Annotated in this window: 16 protein-coding genes; 11 read left to right on the top strand and 5 right to left on the bottom strand. The window is 69.4% G+C overall.

Annotation, left to right across the window (positions count from 1 at the left end):
* The first annotated feature begins 265 nt into the window (after nt 1-265).
* The 4 genes from A4R43_RS34140 to A4R43_RS34155 are packed head-to-tail and all read left to right on the top strand — an operon-like array spanning nt 266 to nt 4,329.
* Nucleotides 266-2,101 (top strand): selenium-binding family protein, encoded by a 1,836-nt coding sequence (locus A4R43_RS34140; RefSeq protein ID WP_236808455.1) that lies wholly within the window; start codon nt 266-268, stop codon nt 2,099-2,101.
* 6 nt (nt 2,102-2,107) lie between these two features.
* On the top strand, nt 2,108-3,853 hold the full coding sequence (locus A4R43_RS34145) for a hypothetical protein (protein ID WP_113695859.1): 1,746 nt from the start codon (nt 2,108-2,110) through the stop codon (nt 3,851-3,853).
* 26 nt (nt 3,854-3,879) lie between these two features.
* The gene (locus A4R43_RS34150; protein WP_205215126.1) at nt 3,880-4,086 is read left to right on the top strand and encodes a hypothetical protein; all 207 of its coding nucleotides are present in this window, start codon (nt 3,880-3,882) and stop codon (nt 4,084-4,086) included.
* A 27-nt stretch (nt 4,087-4,113) separates the two neighbouring features.
* Nucleotides 4,114-4,329 (top strand): hypothetical protein, encoded by a 216-nt coding sequence (locus tag A4R43_RS34155; RefSeq protein WP_113695860.1) that lies wholly within the window; start codon nt 4,114-4,116, stop codon nt 4,327-4,329.
* Between the two features lie 17 nt (nt 4,330-4,346).
* Here the strand turns inward: A4R43_RS34155 and A4R43_RS34160 are convergent, their stop codons facing one another.
* The 5 genes from A4R43_RS34160 to A4R43_RS34180 all read right to left on the bottom strand — a co-directional run bounded on the left by A4R43_RS34160 (nt 4,347) and on the right by A4R43_RS34180 (nt 8,319).
* The gene (locus A4R43_RS34160; RefSeq protein ID WP_162788689.1) at nt 4,347-4,712 is read right to left on the bottom strand and encodes a hypothetical protein; all 366 of its coding nucleotides are present in this window, start codon (nt 4,710-4,712) and stop codon (nt 4,347-4,349) included.
* Between the two features lie 501 nt (nt 4,713-5,213).
* Nucleotides 5,214-6,224, bottom strand: coding sequence for a hypothetical protein (locus tag A4R43_RS34165; RefSeq protein ID WP_113695862.1), 1,011 nt, complete (start codon nt 6,222-6,224; stop codon nt 5,214-5,216).
* A gap of 4 nt (nt 6,225-6,228) precedes the next feature.
* A complete protein-coding gene (locus tag A4R43_RS34170) occupies nt 6,229-7,401 on the bottom strand; it encodes a WXG100 family type VII secretion target (protein ID WP_113695863.1) in 1,173 nt (390 codons plus the stop codon).
* A complete protein-coding gene (locus A4R43_RS34175; RefSeq protein ID WP_113695864.1) occupies nt 7,394-7,750 on the bottom strand; it encodes a hypothetical protein in 357 nt (118 codons plus the stop codon). The genes A4R43_RS34170 and A4R43_RS34175 overlap by 8 nt, the downstream gene beginning before the upstream one ends.
* Nucleotides 7,750-8,319 (bottom strand): YbaB/EbfC family nucleoid-associated protein, encoded by a 570-nt coding sequence (locus A4R43_RS34180; RefSeq protein ID WP_113695865.1) that lies wholly within the window; start codon nt 8,317-8,319, stop codon nt 7,750-7,752. Before A4R43_RS34180 ends, A4R43_RS34175 begins: the two co-directional genes overlap by 1 nt.
* 141 nt (nt 8,320-8,460) lie before the next feature.
* Between A4R43_RS34180 and A4R43_RS34185 the strand changes: the two genes are divergently transcribed.
* From A4R43_RS34185 to A4R43_RS34215, 7 genes are all read left to right on the top strand, one after another.
* On the top strand, nt 8,461-9,633 hold the full coding sequence (locus A4R43_RS34185) for an ROK family transcriptional regulator (protein WP_162788885.1): 1,173 nt from the start codon (nt 8,461-8,463) through the stop codon (nt 9,631-9,633).
* A 321-nt stretch (nt 9,634-9,954) separates the two neighbouring features.
* Complete coding sequence (locus A4R43_RS34190; RefSeq protein WP_113695867.1) at nt 9,955-11,247, top strand: ROK family transcriptional regulator; 1,293 nt, start codon at nt 9,955-9,957, stop codon at nt 11,245-11,247.
* Nucleotides 11,247-12,758: a sugar ABC transporter ATP-binding protein gene (locus A4R43_RS34195; protein ID WP_113695868.1), complete on the top strand. Its 1,512-nt coding sequence runs from the start codon at nt 11,247-11,249 to the stop codon at nt 12,756-12,758. The genes A4R43_RS34190 and A4R43_RS34195 overlap by 1 nt, the downstream gene beginning before the upstream one ends.
* Nucleotides 12,755-13,780: an ABC transporter permease gene (locus A4R43_RS34200; protein ID WP_113695869.1), complete on the top strand. Its 1,026-nt coding sequence runs from the start codon at nt 12,755-12,757 to the stop codon at nt 13,778-13,780. Before A4R43_RS34195 ends, A4R43_RS34200 begins: the two co-directional genes overlap by 4 nt.
* Nucleotides 13,781-13,797: 17 nt before the next feature.
* Nucleotides 13,798-14,856, top strand: a complete 1,059-nt coding sequence (locus tag A4R43_RS34205) for a substrate-binding domain-containing protein (RefSeq protein WP_113695870.1) — start codon at nt 13,798-13,800, stop codon at nt 14,854-14,856.
* A 41-nt stretch (nt 14,857-14,897) separates the two neighbouring features.
* Entirely contained in the window at nt 14,898-16,082 is a 1,185-nt protein-coding gene (locus A4R43_RS34210; RefSeq protein WP_113695871.1) for a Gfo/Idh/MocA family protein, read from the top strand.
* Between the two features lie 67 nt (nt 16,083-16,149).
* Nucleotides 16,150-20,505 carry a ThuA domain-containing protein gene (locus A4R43_RS34215; RefSeq protein ID WP_113695872.1) on the top strand — a complete coding sequence of 1,452 codons (4,356 nt, stop codon included), beginning with the start codon at nt 16,150-16,152 and terminating at the stop codon, nt 20,503-20,505.
* Nucleotides 20,506-20,544 lie beyond the last annotated feature (39 nt).

Raw genomic sequence — 20,544 nt, forward strand, 5'->3', positions numbered from 1 at the left:
GCCCTGAACGGTGGGAAACCCACTCCCTCCGGTGGCGTCTCATTCTTTGATCACCTGATTGACACCCCCTGGGGATGCCGCGAACATTCCGGGCATGTCGATTCGAGTCGCGTTGGTCTGGCGTTTGCACGTCGACCTGCGACACCAGGCCAGCGCGCTCTGTCCGGCTTCCTGACGACCTCTCTCACCTCACTCAAGACCCGCGTGCCCTTTTCCCGCGGGTGATTTTTCGAATGCGCGAATTCGAAAAGATAGGGGTAAATCCATGCTGTCCACTTCGCCCCGATGGCGAAAACTCGTGATCGGCGCACTGGCGGGCGTGCTCGCCCTCGGCGCCGTCACCTACCAGGGATCCAGCACCGAGGCCTACGCCGACGTGCAGACCTTCACCGATGCGAAAACCGCCTCCGACGGAAAGCGGTACTGGGTCAAGAACCACCTCGTCGGCGGGCAGGAAACCGCCCGCGCGGCCGGGGAGCAGCGCAAGAAATGGTTGCTCGTCTGGGCCGGTGACGAAAACATCGCCGACACGCTGGTCAAGGACGTGAAGAACCTGCCGGGTTCGCTCGCCGGCGGACTCGGAAAGGTGACCAATGCCTTGCCGGGCCCCGATTTCCTGGCCGTGATCGACGCGACCGAGGGTTCGGGCACCTACGGCAAGGTGGTCAACACCGCCACCGTCGGCCCGCTGGTGGAGAACGAGCCGCACCACATGCAGTACGTGTGGCACAAGGGCGACACCATCTACGCGGGCGCGTTGTTCGCCGCGGCGACCTACGCCTTCGACGTGAGCGCGTTGCCGGAGCTGAAGCTCAAGGGCATCAGCCTGCCGACCAACACGCTCGGCGGCTCGGTGCCCGACGCGTACTGGACGCTGAAGGACGGCACCGCCTACGGCACCTACATGGGCGGTCCGGTGGTGCCCGGCCCGTACGCCTACGCCAACGGGCAGGTCGCGGTCGGCAACGGGTTCGCCGGCAGCCCCGGCGCGCTGATCCGGTTCGACCAGACCGGCAAGGTGCTGTCGCAGACCTCGGCGGCCACCCCGCAGGGCGACAACGCCAAGCTGTGCGCGAACCTGCCGCAGCTCGGGAAACCGACCTGTGCCAACCCGCACGGCATCCAGGCCCGCGAGGACCTGAACACGCTGGTCACCAGCGACTACGCCGAACCACGCAACATCATTCTCGACCCGGTGAAGCAGCCGTCGCCGTACCTGCGGCGCCCGACCGTGCGGACCTGGGACATCACCGAGCGGGACAACCCGAAGCTGAAGGCGGTGTCCTACCTGCAAGACGGTCCGCGTGCCGATCCGGCGGACCCGCTGCACGCCGAAAGCCGCGCGGTGATGGAGACGACGGTGACGAACCTGCCCGGCCACAAGGGCGCGTTCGCGCAGACCATGCAGGGCGGCGCGGTGCACTACACGCCGGACATCACCGCCGAGGAACCGAAGTGGGTGGAGGTGTTCGACGACGGGGCCGCCAACAAGGCGATCCACGCCGGCAACGACGCCAACGGCGGCGGCTCGAACGGTGGCTGGATCCAGACCAGCCCCGACGACAAGTACCTGTACCGCGCGATTTCCGGGCGGGCGAAGGGTGCGCTCGGGCCGAACGACCCCGGCACCACCGGTGGCGTCTACGTGCTCGACATCCAGAAGCTGCTGGCCGCGGGCACCGACTTCAAGTGCAAGATCGACACGCTGGCCGAGGCGCAGAACGGTGGTGCCGAAAGCGACTGCCCGACCGTCGCCGGGGCCGCGCCGATCAATCCCGGTCAGCCCGCCGCCGGCCCGCACTGGGGCGCCTACGACAACTTCAAGCTGGGCGCCGACGGTTTCTACCACGAAACCAAGTCGCCGGAGCGGATCGCGGTGTCGAACTACTTCGTCGCACGGTCCGGTTTGGACGGTGACCACAAGGTGAACATGCTGAAGCTGGGCCCCGACGGGAAGGTCAGCCTGGACACCAGCTTCAAGGACGAGTTCTCCGGTCAGGTGGGCATCAACTTCAACCGGAAGGACTGGCCGCACGGTTCGTTCGGCAACGCCAAGCCGCACTCGGAGTTGTTCGTGATCGCCGACGCGGACGTGAAGTAGGGGACCATGGACCACTCGCACATCGGCGCCACCGGGTCGGCGGGTGCCGACACCGCCGCGCTGCTGCTCCGGCTGGTATTGCTGCTCGGCACGGCGTTCGTCGCCGGAACCGGGTTGCTGCGCCCGCTGGCGGACCGGATCCCGCTCCGGGTGACGGTGTTCACCTGGGCGCTGGCCGCGGTTTCGGCCGTGCTGGCGGCGGTTTCGGTGCCCGTGCTCGACGTCGACGTGGTGGGTGCCGCGGTGCACGTGGTCCTGGTGCTCGCGGTGCCGTCGGCACTGGGCAGGCCGGGCCCGGCCCGCTGGCTGTCGGCGGCACTGGTGTTGTTGCTGGTGGTGGAAACCGCCGTCGGGCGGTCGGGCGTGGAGTTCGCCGTCGACACCGTCTACGTGGCCGCGGCGGCCGCGTGGTTCGGGGTCACGGTGCTCTCCGTGGCCGTCCCGGCGGACCAGCTGCGCACCGATTCCCTGCGGCCGGGCCCGTTGTCGCTCACGCTCGGCGGGCTGCTCGTACTCGCCGGCGCGGTGCGGCTGGCCACCTCCGGCATCGGGTTCGACCGCAGGGTCCACGAAAGCGCGTTCGGCATCGCGCTGCTCGTGGTGGTGAGCCTGCCGCTGCTGGTGACGGTGGTGGCGGCCTTCCGGCCAAGCCGGGCCTACCGCTACGGCACGGCTGGCATCGTCGCGGGTTTTGTCGCCTTCAGTGCGCTGGCGGCGATCCCGCGGCCCGCCGAGCTGCCGGTGCCCGGGATTCCCGTGCTCGGGGCGGCGGCGCTCGGCGGGCAGCAGGTGCCGGTGCTGATCAGCCCGCACCGGCCGGGGCGCAATCTGGTGCACTTCCCGGCCAGCGCGGGTGATCAGCTCGATGTCGGGGTGCCGGGCGGGCCACTGGTCCGCGCGACACCCCGGGCCGGGGCCGAAGGCACCTGGGCGGAAATCGATCTGCCCACCGGACGAGGCGAAGTGCTGCTGCGCGCCGGTGACGCGGAAAACTCGGTGGACGTGGATGCCGGCGACCAGCCGGGGCCCGCACTGGCGTCCGGGGCCGACGGTCCCGAATGCGCGAGTGCCGCGCTCGGCGGGCTGATCACCGGCCGCCGCGACGTGCTCGGCTCGTGCCCGGCCGACGCACTGTCCACTGAGGACGCCGACGCGTTGCGCAAGCTGGTCACCTTCCTGGATTCCCGTGGCGCCGGCGGGATCACGCTGAAGGCCGACGACTCCCCGCGTGGGGTGGCGGCCGGGGTGGTGCGGGAGGCGGCGGCCGCGGCCGGGCTGCGGATCGACGACGACCGGCAACCGGAGAACGCGCTGGTCGCGGTGTCCGGCTGGGCCGAGGCCCACCGGGCGCTGTCCACCGCCGGTGCGCAACAGGCGGAAAGCCCGACGTACGCACACGGGCTGTATCTGGCGCCGTGGCTGCTCAACACCCCGCTGGCGACCTCGGTGACCACCACGTCGGTGCCGCTGCGGTTCGACCCGCGGGAGCAACTGCCGGTGAGCTACGCCGTCGCCGTCGGAAATGCTTTTGGCGGCGAAAGCCCGACCATGGCCGGATTCCACGCCTGGCTGGGCACGCAGGCGGAGTCGGTGAAGGGCGAGGTGCAGATCTTCGCCGCCGCGCAGGTGACGGTGATGCCGATGGGACCCGGCGAGGCGCACGCGCCGGGCATGCCGATGACCGAAGAGCTGGCCGGGCAGTGGGTGCCGAAGGCGACCGTGGTCCCGGTGAGCCTGCCGTTGCTCACCTGAGCGCGGCGATTTCCCTTGGAGGAGAAATGAAAAAACTGGTTTCGCGGGTGCTGGTGACCGGTGTCGCGGTGGCGGCGTTCTCCGGTGCCGCGGGCGGGGTCGCTTCCGCCGCGGACAGCACGCCGATCTGGGTGCTGCCGGGCGTGGACCTCGGTTCCGTGCTCGACCCGACCATCGGGATCCCGGGTGGGCTGGCCCCGGTGTTCGACCTGCTCAAGCTGATCGGTGCCTGACCGGCGCCGGAGGAAAGGAGGAATGTGATGAAGAAGACCATCGCCCGCGGGGTGGCCGCGGCCGTGCTGTCCGGGATCGCGCTGGTCGGCGTGTCCGCACCCGCGCTCGCCGACGCGGTGATCGTGGACGAGCCGGACACCAGCGAGCTGAACAACATCTGGACCTTCGCGCCACTGGGCGTTCCGGTGCTCGGGCTGGTGCAGTCCGTGGTGAAGGCGCCGAACAACCTCATCCCGAACTGATCGGTGGTCCCCGGGGTTCACGCCACCTTGCGGCGCTCGCGCAGGGCGAGCGGGACCCCGGGGATCAGCCGGGCCGCGCCGAGCAGGGTCATCAGCACCGCCGACCAGGTGCTCTCGTCCGCCGGGTACGGCCACATCGGCGCCACGGTGTCACCTTCCGCGGGCAAAAGCCCCCAGGCGAACCACCAGGACCGGTCCACGAAGATCACCACGAACGGCAGGACCAGGAAGAGGGCGAGCACGGTGATCGTCCCGGACAGTCCGGCGCCCGCGACCAGCCAGAACAGGTTGGTCGCGACCACCAGCCCCCAGATCACCACGGCCAGCAGCTTTTGCGGGCTAAAGCTCTTCTGCGGGGTAAAGCTCTTCTTGCGGGCTGGCACCGAGCTTGCTCCGAAGCCAGGCGAGCAACCCGGGCGAGGGCGTAGCCGCCGACCACAAAGGCGGGCAGGTAGTCCTTGAACGTCCCGCTTCCGCCCGCCGTTTTCGGGGCACCGCTCTATAACGAGAGCGCCGCCCATGGATGAGATCAGCGCTCTCGAACGAGAGCGACTATTCCAAATCAGAGCACCCGTCCTCGCTAGCTCGGCTCGGGCCAGCAAGCGCAAGTCGGCACAGCTCAGGCGAGTGCGGGTCAGCAAGCTCAAAGTCAGCGCAGCTCCGCTCAGGTCTTCCAAGCTCGGCCCCGCCTAGCCCGGGTCAGCTCATGCCAGGTCAGGCCCACTCGTGCCGAGCCAACCCAAGCCCGGTTATGCCAGGCCGGGCCACGCCAGGTCAGGCCAAGCCAGGTCAGGCCCGGTCATGCCAAGCGAGGTCAGGCCCGGTCACGCTAGGCCGGGTCAACTCGTGCCAGATCGGGCCGTGCCAGGTCGGGGTGGGGCGAGTCAGCGTGTTCGCGCCTTTGCGCGCCGCACCAGGCCGATTCCGGTGGCCACCAGTGGCAGTCCGAAGAGGACGGCGCCGAGCAGGAAGCTCTGTGCGGCGGTGCCGAAGTCCGGGTACGGGCCGTACCACTGGCTGTCCAGGAACGGCAGCAGCGGCGGCGCACCCCCGGCGAGCACCCGCCCGCTCGCCCCGAAGAAGTACGCGACCGAGTTCACGAACGCCACCGCGCCGATGATCACCAGCGTGGCCAGCAGCGGCAGGAACCCCACCACCAGCAACCCCAGCAGCGCCCGCTCCAGCGCGCCCGGCCGGATCTCCGCGGAGTCCCGCGGCGCGGGCTGCCCGACCACGCGCAGCGGCGGCATGCGGCGCGCCAGCTCGACCAGGATGTCGGCGTAACGCAGCACGTTCGCGTCCAGCTCACCAGGCGATTCGACGCTCAGCACCCCGTCCGCGAGCACGATCGGCACACCCAGCTTCCGGCCCGCCAGCCAGCGCAGGCTTTCGCGGGGTAAAGCAGCTTTGGCGTAGGCCTCGTCCTCGGTGAAGATCACGTACTGCTGGTCGAACTCGGCGACGCCGGTGGTGATCGCCCGGTCCCCGGCACGCGCGTCGACCGGTGCCCAGGCCCGCTCGTTCTCCTTGGGCACGATCGACAGGCGCGGACCGACCGGCGTGGCCAGTTGGACGACGCGGTACGACTGCGTGTCCAGCACCGGATCGTCGCCCTGCATCCGGCGTGTGCTGACGGTGTGCCGGAAGGCGACGAACTTTTGCCCGCGAAAGCTGAACCCGGCCACGTCCTCGGCCTTCAACGGGTTCCCGGACGCCCAGTGCGTGAACGAGCCGAAGGTCGGTTCCTCCGCGCGCCCCGACAGCACCCGCTCGAATTCGCGGCGTTTGCGGCTTTTCACCGCGCGGCTGTACAGCACAGCGGAGGCGATGCTGACCACCAGGCCACCACCGACCCCCGCCGCGAACTGCGTGCCCGAAATCAGCGCGTTCGCCATCGGCTCAGATGTCCAGCTTGTCGCTGGTCTCCTCGGTGCTCTGCTCGTCGCCGATCGCGTCCGCGTCGCTCGCCTTCTTGCCCGACTTGGCGTGGCCGACGCCCTTGGCAAACAGGTCGTTGACGATCGCGCCCGGTTTCACCCCTTCACCGGAGCCGTCCCCGAAATTGCCCGGGTTGATGCCGACGGTGGCCTTCGGGATTTCCTTCAGCCCCTTCATCCCGGCTTCCTTGAGCCCGGCCACCACGGACTTCCCGAGCGTTTCCCCGTAACCCGCGCCCTTTTCCAGGCCGATCTTCTGGACGCGGTCGAACGCGGCCTTGTTGTCCTTGAGCGACTTGAGGAACCCGTAGTCCTTCATCTTCGCCAGGCTGTCCTTGAGCTTGGCCCAGAACTCCTTGATCTTGTCGAGCAGCTTGCGCAGCATCTGCACGATCTTGTTGCCCTTGGACACGCTGCTCGCGCCCTTGGCCGCCGACGCGGTGCTGGCGGCGGCGGTCGACGCCCCGGCCGTGGGCACCGCGGCGGCCAGCGCCGGGATCCAGATGGTGATCAGCCAGGTCACCAGCTCGGTGATGATGGCCATGATGACCTGCTTGACGATGGTCATCAGCATGCTCGACAGCTGCAGGATCTCGCTGACGTTGCCGGACTTCGCCGCCACGCCTTCGATGCCGCTGGCGAACTCGCCCAGCCGCTTCTTCGCCGCTTCGCTGGCGTCCCCGGTCCATTCGGCGAGCGTCTCGTCGGCGTTCTTCACCAGGTCCTGGCTCATCCGGACCATGCTCTCGCCGATGGCCTTGAAGTTGCCCGCGCCCTGCGTCAGCCCCTCCGGGTCCCCGCTGACCAGCTCGATCGCGTCCTCCAGCGGCTGGAAGATGCTGACCAGGAAGCTCAGCCCCTGCCCGACCAGCCAGCCGATCGGGTCGGTGGCGATCTCCTGCGCGGTGCTGCCGATGGACTGGATGAAGCCGGTGGTGTCGGTGATGACCGTGCCCGCGGCGAGCGCGATGTCACCGGCGTCCTTGCTCTCGAACGCCCCCTTGACGTCCTTGACCAGCGTGTAACCCTTGCTGATCGGGGCCGGGGCGGCGCCCATCGCCTGGTCGAAGTTGTTCTCGCCGGTCTTGATCGACAGGCCCTTGTCGTGCTGGCTGGTCGTGGTGGTCTCAGCCATTGCTTCCCCCCGAAGCCGAGTCGCCGGTGTTGATCTCGTTCAGCAGGTCGTTGAACCCCTTCGCGAAATCCTGGTCGGTCGACTGGTAGGCCTGCGAGGCGCGCTCGAACTTGGTCGACAGCGCCAGCACGCCCTCGTTGAGCTGGCCGAGCAGGTCGTTCAGCTCGGCCAGCATGGTGGAGTAGTTGTCCTTGGTCATCAGCCCGACCAGGCCCCAGGACTTGTCGCTCACGTCCGACTCGGTGACCATGCTCTTGAGGTCGTTGCCCCAGCCCTCGTACTTGGTCAGGTCGGCGCTGAACTCCTTCAGGCGCTCGTGCTTGGCGTTGAAGCCGCTTCCGTCCGGCATCAGCGGTCGTCCTCCTCGAACAGGTTCTTCAGGAACGCGTCACCCTGGGAGCCGCCGCCCGAAGGCGAGGGTCCCGGCCGCTGCGGCTCGTCGGTGGCGCTGAGGAACGTCTGCTCCGAGAAGTCCTCTTGCTCGTCACGCGGGCGCCGGGCCGGTGCGGTTTCTTCCGCCAGCTTGGACCGCAACTCCTCCGGCGTGGTTCCGAAAAGTTCCGCCTGGGTTTCCAGCACCCGTTCGGTGGCGTTGAGATCACCACCCAGGTGGGCGTCGACGATGCTGGCCTGCTTGCGCGCGGATTCGGCGACCGCCTGCTGGAGCGTGTCCATCAAGGTGGCGGAAAGGGCCTGCGGCCGCTGGCGCATGGCTTCTTCGGTGAGCCGGATTTCCTTCACCGCGCCACCCGGCCCGGCGACCACGGTGACCGACCGGTCCGCCGAAGTGGCGACGGCTTCGATTTCGCCGATCTCCGCCTGCATCTGCCCGATGCCCGCCAGCCGGTCGTCCACGTTCTTGAGCCCGGCCTGGAACTCCTCGAACTTCTCGACGAGTTGATCGAATTCCGCGGACATGGCCCCTCCAGCTGGGTGTTTCAGCGATCGACGCGGCTGATTGTCGTACAAATGGAGCAGTGCCGCCCAGCGATTCACCGGAATCGTTCCCCCAGGTTCTAGGCTGCTGCGGTGAGCAGCGGATCCACCAAGGGACAGCCGATGATCGAGACCCGTCATCAGACCGAACTGCTGGCCCTCTTGCGCGACGAGGGGCCGATGTCGCGGGTGGAGCTGGGCGAGCGGCTGGAACTGCCGCGCGCGCGGGTCGCCGCGGAGGTGGCGCGGCTGGGTGAACTCGGGCTGGTCGAGGTAGCCGGTCCGTCGGCGAGCCGGGGCGGGCGGCGCTCGACGCTGCTGCGGCTGGCGGGGGATCTGCGGATCCTCGGCGTGGACGTCGGCGCGACTTCGGTTGGCGTCGCGGTCACCGACGCGGCCTGCGAAGTGCTCGGGTACACGGTCGAGGACTGCGACATCCGGCAGGGTCCGCACGCGGTGCTCGCCAGGGTGGTCGAGCTGGCGGAGAAGGTGCGCGAGGAGGCGCCGGGGCGGTTGCTCGCCGCGGGCATCGGGCTGCCGGGGCCGGTGAGCTTCGCCGAAGGCATGCCGGTGGCGCCGCCGATCATGCCCGGCTGGGACCGGTTCGCCGTGCGGGACCACCTCGGCGGGCTGCTGCACTGCCCGGTGGCGGTGGACAACGACGTGAACGCGATGGCGCTCGGCGAGCGGCATTCGGGCGTGGCGCGCTCGCTGGACGACCTGATCTTCGTGAAGGTCGGAACGGGGATCGGCTGCGGCATCGTGCTCGGCGGGAAGGTCTACCGCGGTGTCGCCGGTACCGCGGGGGACATCGGGCACATCCGGCTCGACGACTACGGGCCGACGTGTGCCTGCGGTGAGGTCGGCTGCCTGGAGGCGTACTTCGGCGGCTCGGCGCTCGCGCGGGACGCGCTCACGCTGGCGCGCAGCGGGCGGTCGGCGTTCCTGGCCGGGGTGCTCGCCGAGCGGGGTGAGGTGAACGCGCACGACGTCGGCCTGGCCGCGGCGTCGGGTGACTTCGGCGCGGTCAACCTGATCCGCGACGGCGGACGGCGGCTCGGGCAGGTGGTGGCCTCGCTGGTCAGCTTCATCAACCCGGGCATGGTGGTGATCGGCGGCGGGGTGGCGCAGCTGGGGCACCAGCTGCTGGCGGAGGTGCGGAGCGCGGTCTACCGGCGCTCGCTGCCGCTGGCCACCGGGAACCTGCCGATCGTGCTCTCCGAACTCGGCGACACCGCCGGCGTGATCGGCGCTGCGTGGTCCGCCGCGGACCGCGCGTTCACCCTTTCGTCCTGACCCGGGCCCCGCCCACTCACCCGACCCCTCCCCGACCTGGGAATCCTGCTTTTGCCCGCAAAAGCATGCTGCCCAAGATCGTTACGCTTGGTGATCGTTTGCGCGTGAGGGCGTCACCGTGGGTTAGTTTCCTGCTTTTGCCTGCAGAAGTTGGAAACGGCAGAGATGTGCAAGCTTTTGGATGTTTTGAGCGAAAGTAGGTATGCGGGAGGCTGGTCTAATCGGGTGGATTGACAAAAGATGGCGTGTTCTTCACCTTGACGAGTGAACTTCGCCACCTTACTTTCGCTGGCGACACTACAAAGTGAAGGCAAGGTGGCCATGGGCGTGAGCGTGCAGGCTGAGCAGATCAGCCAGCGCACGGCGAACCTCGCCGGTCTCCTTCGCGCGCTCCGGCGCGGGCCGCGCTCGCGGTCGCAGCTCGCCGCCCACTCCGGTCTCTACAAGGCCACCGTCTCCAGCCTGGTCACCGAACTCGCCGACCGCGGGCTGGTCCGCCCGGCCGGGCTCCGCAACGGCGGGCACGGCAGGCCCAGCCAGCTGGTCGAACTCCGCGGCGAGGCCGCGTACGGGCTCGCGCTGCGGGTCGAGGCCGACGGGTTCTCCGCGATGACCATGGACCTCGCGGGCGTGCCGCTGGCCAGCCGCGCGAGCGTCGCCGACGTCGCCCAGCTCGGGCTCGAGCGCGGCATGGACGAACTCGCCGCGCTGGCCGAAGCCGTCTGCGCGGACCTCGACGGACCGCCGATCGGGGTCGCGGTGTCGGTTCCCGGCCTGGTCGACACCAACGCCCAGGTGCTCCGCTTCGCCCCCGCGTTGCGCTGGCGCGACGCCGGGCTCGCCGACCTCATCGCCGCGCGCCTCGGCGTCGACCTGACCGGGGTCGTCATCGAGAACGAAGCCAATCTCGGCGCCTTCGCCGAGGTGCTCGAAGGCCCTGGCGTGCGCGAGCTGTTCTACCTCAGCGGCGGCATCGGCGTCGGCGGCGGACTCGTCTCCGGCGGGGTGGTACTCCGTGGCGCACGAGGTTTTGCGGGCGAAATCGGGCACATCACCATCGATGGTGCTGGGGACGCTTGTTCCTGCGGTCGCACCGGCTGCCTCGAGACCAAGGCCGGGTTCCCCGCGCTGCTGCGGGCCGCCGCCTCCCCGCCGGACTCGCTGCACGACCCGTCGCTCGGCGTCGACGCCAGGGTGACCGCGCTCCGCGACCGCATCCGCGACGGCGACCAGCGCGCCGCGGCCGCCGTGCACGACCTCGGCACCGCGTTGAGCACGGCGCTGGCCACCGTGGTCGACCTGGTCGATCCCGAGGTGCTGGTGCTCGGCGGCTACTTCGCCGGACTCGCCGAGTGGCTGGTCGAGCCGATCCGGGTCGCGCTCGGCGCGCGGTCCACCGGCCCCGGCACGCGCTGCCGGGTGGTCGCCTCCACGCTCGGCACCTCCGCCGCCCTGCTCGGCGCGGCCCACCTGGCCACCGAACGCCTCTTCACCGACCCCACCCTGGCCCCGCTGCCGGTGAGCAGCTTCTGCGGGGAAAAGCCGGATTCCCCGCAGGAAGCCCAGGTCGGGGCGGTTGGGCGGGGTTCTGCGGAGAAATCGGAGGTCTCCTGATGAACGACTCCCCGCTGCTGTCGGTGCGTGGTGTGGTCAAGGTCTTTCCCGGCGTCCGCGCGCTGGACGGGGTCGATCTCGAGGTGCTGCCCGGCGAGGTGCACTGCCTGCTCGGCCAGAACGGTGCCGGCAAGTCGACGCTGATCAAGGTGCTCGCCGCCGCGCACCATCCCGACGAGGGGGAGATCCACTGGCGCGGTGAGATGGTTTCGCCCGCAAATCCTTCCGCGGCCCTGCGGCTGGGCATCGCCACCATGTACCAGGAGCTGGACCTGGTGCCGGGCCTGTCCGTCGCCGAGAACATCTTCCTCGGCCACGAACGCCAGCGCTTCGGCTTCACCAAGGTCACCGAGTCGCGTGCCGAGGCGCAGCGGCTGATGGCCCGCCTCGGCCACCCCGAGATCCATCCCGGCACCGAGGTCGGCAAGCTCTCGGCCGCCCACCAGCAGCTGGTTTCGATGGCCCGCGCGCTCGCCCACGACGCGCGCCTGCTGGTGATGGACGAGCCGACCGCCGCGCTCGCCGGGGAAGAGGTGGACAACCTCTTCCGCATCGTCGAGGAGCTCACCGCCGACGGCGTCGCGATCGTCTACATCTCCCACCGCCTCGAAGAGCTGCGGCGCATCGGGCACCGCGTGACCGTGCTCAAGGACGGCCGGACCGTGGCGCAGGGCCTCGACGCCCGCGACACCCCGACCTCCGACCTGGTCGCGTTGATGGCGGGCCGCCGCGTCGAGACGGTGTTCGGCCCGACCAGGGAACCGCGGCCGGAGGGCACGCCCGAGGTGCTGCGCGTGACCGGCCTGGCCCGGCGCGGTGAGTTCGAGCAGGTCGACTTCTCCGTGCACGCCGGGGAGGTGCTCGGCATCGCCGGGCTGGTCGGCGCCGGGCGCAGCGAACTGCTGGAAACCATCGCCGGTGCGCGCAAGGCCGATTCCGGCACGGTGTCCGTGGACGGCAAATCCGTGCGGAACGGCAGCGTGCACGCCGCGGTCCGGGCGGGCATCGGCCTTGCGCCCGAGGAGCGCAAGAGCCAGGGCCTGCTGCTCGACCTGCCGGTGTCGCACAACGTGACGCTCGCCAGCCTGTCGCGGTACGCCAAGTTCGGCTTCACCGATCGAGCCCGCGAACTCCGCGACGCCGGTGACACGCTCAAGCGGCTGGACCTGCGCCCCGCCGACCCGCGGCGCATCGCGCGCACGCTGTCCGGCGGCAATCAGCAGAAGGCGGTGCTCGCGCGCTGGCTGGTGCGCGGCTGCCGCGTGCTGCTGCTCGACGAACCGACCAGGGGCGTGGACGTCGGCGCGCGCGCCGAGCTGTACCGCCTCATCACCGAACTGGCCGAGACCGGCGTGGCGATCGTGCTGGTCTCGAGCGAGATCCCGGAGGTACTCGGTCTGGCCGACCGGGTCCTCGTCCTCCGCGAAGGCCGGGTGCTGGCCGACCGGCAGGCGAACGAGCTCACCGAGGCCGGGGTGCTCGACCTGATCCTCGAGGGGAGTGCGGCATGACCGAACAGACCGAATCGCGGCCGATCAACACGGAGCCCGACCCGCCGCCCGCGGCGACCGCGGCGAAGAAGAACGGCTCCGGCTTCCCGCTCGACTTCCGGTTGATCGGCCTGACCGGGGTGCTGGTGGTGCTGTGCCTGGTCGGTTACTTCACCCGCCCGGAGGTCTTCTTCACCGAAGGCAACATCTCCACCATCCTGCGGCTCGCCGCGGCGATCGGCGTGGTCAGCGTCGGCATGACCTTCGTGATCATCAGCGGCGGCATCGACCTGTCCGTCGGCTCGATCGTCGCGCTCTCCAGCGTCTGGCTGACCACGCTGGCCACCCAGTCCTACGGGCCGGTCGTGATGGTGGTCTGCGGGCTGGCGGTCGGCCTCGGCTGCGGGCTGATCAACGGATTGCTGGTGTCGTACGGAAAAGTCGTGCCGTTCATCGCGACACTGGCGATGTACGCCTCGGCACGCGGGCTCGCCGAGCGGATCAGCGGCCGCAAGACCCAGGTGGTCGCCGAGACCTCGTTCCTCGACTTCTTCCGCGGGGACATCCTCGGCATCCCGGTGCTGATCTGGATCTTCGCGCTGGTGTTCGGCGCCGGCTGGGTGGTGCTCAACCGGACCACCTTCGGCCGCCGCACCTACGCCGTCGGCGGCAACGCCGAGGCCGCGCGGCTTGCGGGCATCAACGTCAAGCGGCACACCGCACTCGTCTACGCGGTGGCCGGGCTGTGCTGCGGGGTCGCGGCGCTGATGGTGGTCGCGCGGACCACCGCCGGTGCCTCCACCAACGGCATGTTCTACGAGCTGGACGCGATCGCCGCGGTGGTCATCGGCGGCACGCTGCTCACCGGCGGCAAGGGCTCGCTGATCGGGACCCTGGTCGGCGTCCTGATCTTCACCGTGCTGTCCAACATCTTCACGCTCAACAACCTCGACACCGACATCCAGAACATCGCCAAGGGCGTGATCATCGTGCTGGCCGTGCTCTTGCGGTTCCGCGGTCGCGGGGAACGAAGCACCACCTAGTAATCAATGGAGGAGCAATGACGCAGTCCTTCCTGGCCCGCCGCGGGTTCCTGCTCGGCGCGGGTGCGGTCGGCGCCGGTGTGGTGCTGGCAGGCTGTACTTCGAACGAGGCGCCGCAGGCGCAGAACGGCACGCAGCCGGTGGCGCAGGGAGCCGGTGACAACGCCCAGCCGGGCAAGATGGTCACCGTCGGCTTCTCCGCCCCCGCCGCCGACCACGGCTGGATGGCCGCGATGACCACCAACGCGCGGGCGCAGGCGGAGAAGTTCTCCGACGTCACCTTCAAGCCCACCGAGGGCACGAACGACGTCAACCAGCAGATCGCCCAGGTGGAAACGCTGATCACGGCCAAGGTGGACGTGCTGGTCATCCTGCCGTTCGACGGCAAGGCGCTGACCGGCGTCGGCCAGCAGGCGATGGACGCGGGCATCCCGGTGATCAACGTGGACCGCGTGTTCGACACGCCGCTCGCCTACCGCACCTGGATCGGCGGCGACAACTACCGGATGGGCGTCAACGCGGGCAACTACATCGCCCAGCAGATGAAGGCCAAGGGCATCACCGCGCCGGTGATCGGCGAGGTGGCGGGCATCGACTCGCTGCCGCTGACCCAGGAACGCAGCCAGGGCTTCAAGGACGCCCTCACCCGCGCCGGTTTTGCCGTCGGGCCAAGGGTTTCCGCACAGTTCACGCCGGAGTCCGGTGAGTCGCAGACGGCGAACCTGCTGCAGTCGGCGGCGAAGCTCGACGCGCTTTGGAACCACGACGACGACCAGGGCGTCGGCGTGCTCGCGGCGATCGAGAACGCCAACCGCAGCGAGTTCATCATGGTCGGCGGCGCCGGTTCGAAGAACATGATGAACCACATCAAGTCCGACGCGAACCCGGTCAAGGCCACCGTGCTCTACAGCCCGTCGATGGCCTCCTCGGCGATCGCGCTGGCCAGGCTGCTCGGGCAGGCGAAGGGTGTCGGCGACCTCGCCGAGCACGAGATCCCCTCGGAGATCACCACCTACTCGGCCGTGGTGACCAAGGAGAACGTGGACCAGTACATGGACGTCGGCTTCGACTCGTAGCAGCGGTCGGCGGTCACAGCGCGGAGAACGGGGAAACAGCAATGAGTTCGGCAGGCGGGGAGCGCATCGGGGTCGGCTTGGTCGGGCACGCGTTCATGGGTGCGGTGCATTCGCACGCGTGGCGCAACGTGCACCGGATCTTCGACACCCCACTGACTCCGGTGCTCGCCGCCTTGGGCGGCCGGGACGAAGCGAAAACGAAGGCGGCCGCGGCGAAGTACGGCTTCGCCGCGGTGGAAACGGACTGGCGGGACCTCGTCGCCCGTGACGACGTCGGGCTGGTGGACGTCTGCACGCCCGGTGACTCGCACGCGGCGATCGCGATCGCCGCGCTCGAAGCCGGGAAGCACGTGCTGTGCGAGAAACCGCTCGCCAACACGGTCGAAGAGGCCGAGCGGATGGCCGTCGCGGCGCGGGCGGCGGCCACCCGCGGGGTCCGGTCGATGGTGGCCTTCAACTACCGCCGGGTGCCCGCGCTGGCGCACGCCCGCAAGCTCGTCGGCGACGGCGCGCTCGGCGAGGTCCGCCACGTGCGCGCGACCTACCTGCAGGACTGGCTGTCCGACGCGGCCGCGCCGATGACCTGGCGGCTGCGCAAGGACAAGGCCGGTTCCGGTGCGCTCGGCGATCTCGGCGCGCACATCGTGGACGCGGCGCAGTTCGTCACCGGCGAGCTGATCACCGGGGTTTCCGCGCTGACCAACACCTTCGTCAAGCACCGCCCGGACGGCAACGGCGCCCAGGGCGAGGTGACCGTGGACGACACCGCGTTGTTCCTCGCGCGGTTCACCGGCGGCGCGGTGGCCAGTTTCGAAGCCACCCGGTACGCACTGGGGCGCAAGAACGCGATGCGCCTGGAGATCAACGGCACCAAGGCCAGCATGGCGTTCGACTTCGAGTCGATGAACGAGCTGTGGTGGCACGACGGTGCCGACCCGGGCACCGAAGCCGGGTTCCGCCGGATCCTGGTCACCGAGCCCGGCCACCGGTACCTCGAAGGCTGGTGGCCACCCGGCCACGGCCTCGGTTACGACCACACCTTCACGCACGAGGTCGCGGACTTCCTGGCCGCGATCGGCGCGGGCACCGATCCCGCCCCCAGTTTCGACGACGGCCTGCGTGTTCAGCGGGTCCTGCACGCGGTCGAGACCAGCGCCGCCGACGAGGCGCGCTGGACTCCGGTGGCCGGCACCACCGCCAGCACCGCCACGGCCGGGGGGAGGTGACCCCAGCCCTTTTCGTTCGGTCTCCTCGCTCCTACCGCTGCCACCCAAGGAAGTGTGTGTATTCGTCATGCGCGGATTGAGAAAACTCCGATCGGAAAGCCCACCGACACGCGGCCGGCTCGCCACCCGGCTGGGCGTGCTCGCCGTTTCGGCGGCGACCGCCTTCAGCGGCGGTGCCGTCGCCACCGCGGCCCAGCCCGACGAAGTCGGTGCCCAGCACGAAGAAGCCAGCGTGCTGGTCTTCTCGAAGACCGCCGGGTTCCGGCACGACTCGATCCCCGCCGGGATCGCCGCCATCCAGCAACTCGGCGCCGACAACCACTTCACCGTGGAGGCCACCGAGGACGCCGGTGCGTTCACCGACACCAACCTGGCCCGCTTCGACGCGGTGGTCTGGTTGTCCACCACCGGTGACGTGCTCAACCCCGAGCAGCAGGGCGCCTTCGAGCGCTACATCAAGGCGGGCGGCGGTTACGCCGGCGTGCACGCCGCCTCGGACACCGAATACGACTGGCCGTTCTACGGCGACCTGGTCGGCGCGTACTTCAACTCGCACCCGCAGATCCAGCAGGCCACGGTCAACGTCGAGGACCGCCAGCATCCGTCCACTTCGGAGCTTCCGTACCAGTGGCCGCGGACCGACGAGTGGTACAACTACCGCGAGAACCCGCGCCAGGACGTGCATGTGCTCGCCTCGCTCGACGAGAAGAGCTACGACCCCGGCAACGGCGCCATGGGCGACCACCCGATCGCCTGGTGCCACACCAATTCCGGCGGCCGCTCCTGGTACACCGGTGGCGGGCACACCATCGAGTCCTACAGCGAGCCGGAGTTCCTCAACCACCTCAAGGGCGGCATTCTCTACGCCGCCGGCCTGGCCGAGGGCGACTGCTCCACCGAGGACCCGGGCACCGGTGAGCCGGGCGACGCCGACTTCGACCAGATCACCCTGGCCAAGGGCGAGGAGAAAACCGGCGAGCCGATCGCGCTGGCCGTGCTGCCCAACCGCGACGTGATCCACACTTCGCGTGACGGCCGCGTCTGGTACACGACCTCGGGCGCGACCACTTCGCTGGCCGCGCAGATCCCCGTCTACAACCACGACGAGGACGGCCTGCAGGGCGTCGCGATCGACCCCGACTTCGCCAACAACCGCTGGGTGTACCTCTACTACGCGCCGACGCTGAACACGCCGGCCGGGGACGCGCCGGAGAACGGCACGGCCGCCGACTTCGAACCGTTCAAGGGCTACAACCAGCTGTCGCGGTTCAAGCTGAGCGAGGACAACACGCTCGACCTCGCCAGCGAGCAGCAGATCCTGCAGGTGCCCGCGGAACGCGGCATCTGCTGCCACGCCGGTGGTGAGATCGACTTCGACGCCGCGGGCAACCTGCTGCTGTCCACCGGTGACGACTCGAACCCGTTCGCCTCGGACGGTTACACCCCGATCGACGAGCGCGACACGCGCAACCCGGTCTTCGACGCGCAGCGCACCTCGGGCAACACCAACGACCTGCGCGGCAAGCTGCTGCGCATCAAGGTCGGCGAGGACGGCAAGTACACCGTGCCGGAGGGCAACCTGTTCGCGCCGGGCACCGAGAAGACCCGGCCCGAGATCTACGCGATGGGCTTCCGCAACCCGTTCCGGTTCGCCGTGGACAAGGAAACCGGCTGGGTCTACCTCGGCGACTACGGCCCCGACGCCGGTGCGGCCAACCCCGCGCGCGGCCCGGGCGGCACCGTCGAGTTCAACCTGATCAAGGGGCCGGGCAACTACGGCTGGCCGTACTGCGTCGGCGACAACCAGCCGTTCATCGACTACGACTTCGCCACCGGCCAGTCGGGTCAGGCGTTCGACTGCGCGGCGCCGAAGAACACCAGCCCGCACAACACCGGCCTGGTCGACCTGCCGCCGGTGCAGCCCGCCTGGATTCCCTACGACGGCGGTTCGGTGCCCGAGTTCGGCACCGGCGGTGAGTCGCCGATGGGCGGCCCGACCTACCGGTTCGACCCGGCGCTGGAGAACACCACGAAGTTCCCCGAGTACTACGACGGCAAGAACTTCCTCTACGAGTGGGACCGCGGCTGGATCAAGGAAATCACCGTGGGCGCCAATGGCGAACGCGGCGAGATCAAGCCGTTCTTCGACTCGATGGAGCTGGTCCGGCCGATGAACATCGAGTTCGGCCCGGACGGTTCGCTGTACGTGCTGGACTACGGCACCGGTTACTTCGGTGGTTCCGCGGAGTCGGCGGTCTACCGGATCGACTACACCAAGGGCAACCGCACGCCCGAGGTGAAGGTGAGCGCGGACAAGACCTCCGGTCCCGCGCCGCTCACGGTGAACTTCGACCCGGCGGGCACCACCGACCCGGACGGCGGGGACCTGTCCTATGCGTGGGACTTCGACGGTGACGGCACCATCGACTCCACCACGGCCGGACCGGTTTCGCACACCTACGACACCGCCGGGCAGTTCACCGCGAAGCTGTCGGTGACCGACCCGACCGGGCTGACCGGGGCGGCGAGCGTGGTGGTCACCGCGGGCAACACCGCGCCGGTGGTCACGCTGGAGGCACCGGTGGACAGCGGTTTCTTCGGCTTCGGCGACAAGGTGCCGTTCAAGGTCACCGTCACCGACCCGGAGGACGGCCCGGTCGACTGCGCCAAGGTGAAGGTCGAGTACATCCTCGGCCACGACAACCACGGCCACCCGCTGAGCCAGGCCACCGGGTGTGAAGGCGTCATCGAAACCCCGGCCGACGAGGGCCACGGGCTCGACGCCGACATCTTCGGTGTGATCAACGCCAGCTACACCGACAACGGTTCCGGTTCCGTGCCGCCGTTGACCGGTTCGGCGGAGAACGTTCTGCAGCCGAAGCTCAAGCAGGCCGAGTTCTTCACCGAGACCAACGGCACGCAGGTGGTCGCGGCGGCCGGGGCCAGCGGTGGCAAGCGCGTCGGCTACATCGACGCCGGCGACTGGATCCAGTTCACCCCGGTGAACCTGACCGGCGTCACCGGCATCGGCTACCGGGTCAGCTCCGGTGGCGCGGGCGGCACCATCGAGGTGCGCTCGGGCGCGGTGGACGGCCCGGTGGTCCAGACCGTGCAGGTGCCCAACACCGGCGGCTTCGACACCTACGTCGACCTGCCGCCCGCCCCGATCACCGATCCGGGTGGCACCAAGCCGCTGTTCCTGGTGTTCAGCGGAACGGGCACCGGCGGGCTGTTCGACGTGGACGCGATCAACGTCCAGGGCCCGGGGGTCGCCGAGCCGGTGGTCACCGCGTGCGAGCCGACCACGCCGGAAGCGGGCTACACCACGCTGCTCGACGGCACCGAGGCGAGCATGGCGAACTGGAAGATGGCCGGTCCCGGCTCCTTCGAGCGGCAGGCCGACTGCAGCTGGAAGACCGTCGGCGGCATGGGCCTGCTGTGGCACCAGGAGGAGTTCAACGCCTACAGCCTCAAGCTGGACTGGAAGCTGGCCGGTGACGACAACTCCGGCGTCTTCGTCGGCTTCCCCGACCCCGGCAACGACCCGTGGGTCGCGGTCAACCAGGGCCAGGAGATCCAGATCGACGCCACCGACGCCCCCGACCGCACCACCGGTGCGATCTACGGGTTCAAGGGCGCCGACATCGCCAAGCGGGACGCGGCGCTGAAGCCGCCCGGCGAGTGGAACTCCTACGAGCTGGTGCTGGCCGGGCAGACGATCAAGGTCGTGCTGAACGGCGTGGTGATCAACGAGTACACCGAGACCGATCCGGCGCGTGATCTCTCGCAGGGCTTCATCGGCCTGCAGAACCACGGCAACGGTGACGACGTGTTCTTCCGGAACGTGCAGATCAAGGAGCTGGACGTGACCGCGCCGACGGTGGCGATCGGCGGGGCCGCGCAGGGCGGGGTCTACGGCGACGCGACCGACCTGGTGCTCGAGCTGGACGCGCAGGACGAGGTCGGGGTCACCGAGCTGACCGCGACCCTGGACGGCGCGCCGGTGCGCGACGGCGACCTGATCGCGCTGTACCGCCTGCCGCTGGGCTTCCACGACCTGGAGGTGTCCGCCGTGGACGCCGCCGGGAACCGGACCAGCCAGAAGGTGCAGTTCGTCACCATCACCTCGGGCCGGGACGTGCAGCAGCTGCTCGACCGGTTCCGGGCGACCAGCCGGCTGTCGCTGGCGGCCTACAACGAGCTGGGCAAGCAGCTCAAGAAGGCCAGGCAGGCGGAGGCGAACAACAACGACACCAAGGCGGTGGCCGAGTACCGCCGGTTCGCCGAGCTGGCGGCCGACCCGGCGCTGGTGAAGGACGCCGAGGTCCGCGGCGTATTGGTTAGGGACGGTAACGAGTTGGCCCAGCGAATCGAATGGTCTATCGCGATCGCGCCTTCGGGTGGTTCCATCCGAAAGGTTTGACCACTCAGGGCCAACCCTGATCAGGCCGGTGTGGGTGGC

The organism is Amycolatopsis albispora (assembly GCF_003312875.1).
Classification (GTDB): Bacteria; Actinomycetota; Actinomycetes; order Mycobacteriales; family Pseudonocardiaceae; genus Amycolatopsis; species Amycolatopsis albispora.

Bases quoted from the DNA above. Each gene is read 5' to 3' on its own strand.
- A4R43_RS34145 (WP_113695859.1), top strand. From the start codon at position 2,108: ATGGACCACTCGCACATCGGCGCCACCGGGTCGGCGGGTGCCGACACC.
- A4R43_RS34165 (WP_113695862.1), bottom strand. From the start codon at position 6,224: ATGGCGAACGCGCTGATTTCGGGCACGCAGTTCGCGGCGGGGGTCGGT.
- A4R43_RS34170 (WP_113695863.1), bottom strand. From the start codon at position 7,401: ATGGCTGAGACCACCACGACCAGCCAGCACGACAAGGGCCTGTCGATC.
- A4R43_RS34200 (WP_113695869.1), top strand. From the start codon at position 12,755: ATGACCGAACAGACCGAATCGCGGCCGATCAACACGGAGCCCGACCCG.
- A4R43_RS34180 (WP_113695865.1), bottom strand. From the start codon at position 8,319: ATGTCCGCGGAATTCGATCAACTCGTCGAGAAGTTCGAGGAGTTCCAG.
- A4R43_RS34205 (WP_113695870.1), top strand. From the start codon at position 13,798: ATGACGCAGTCCTTCCTGGCCCGCCGCGGGTTCCTGCTCGGCGCGGGT.
- A4R43_RS34150 (WP_205215126.1), top strand. From the start codon at position 3,880: ATGAAAAAACTGGTTTCGCGGGTGCTGGTGACCGGTGTCGCGGTGGCG.
- A4R43_RS34210 (WP_113695871.1), top strand. From the start codon at position 14,898: ATGAGTTCGGCAGGCGGGGAGCGCATCGGGGTCGGCTTGGTCGGGCAC.
- A4R43_RS34190 (WP_113695867.1), top strand. From the start codon at position 9,955: ATGGGCGTGAGCGTGCAGGCTGAGCAGATCAGCCAGCGCACGGCGAAC.
- A4R43_RS34185 (WP_162788885.1), top strand. From the start codon at position 8,461: ATGATCGAGACCCGTCATCAGACCGAACTGCTGGCCCTCTTGCGCGAC.
- A4R43_RS34140 (WP_236808455.1), top strand. From the start codon at position 266: ATGCTGTCCACTTCGCCCCGATGGCGAAAACTCGTGATCGGCGCACTG.
- A4R43_RS34175 (WP_113695864.1), bottom strand. From the start codon at position 7,750: ATGCCGGACGGAAGCGGCTTCAACGCCAAGCACGAGCGCCTGAAGGAG.
- A4R43_RS34155 (WP_113695860.1), top strand. From the start codon at position 4,114: ATGAAGAAGACCATCGCCCGCGGGGTGGCCGCGGCCGTGCTGTCCGGG.
- A4R43_RS34195 (WP_113695868.1), top strand. From the start codon at position 11,247: ATGAACGACTCCCCGCTGCTGTCGGTGCGTGGTGTGGTCAAGGTCTTT.
- A4R43_RS34215 (WP_113695872.1), top strand. From the start codon at position 16,150: ATGCGCGGATTGAGAAAACTCCGATCGGAAAGCCCACCGACACGCGGC.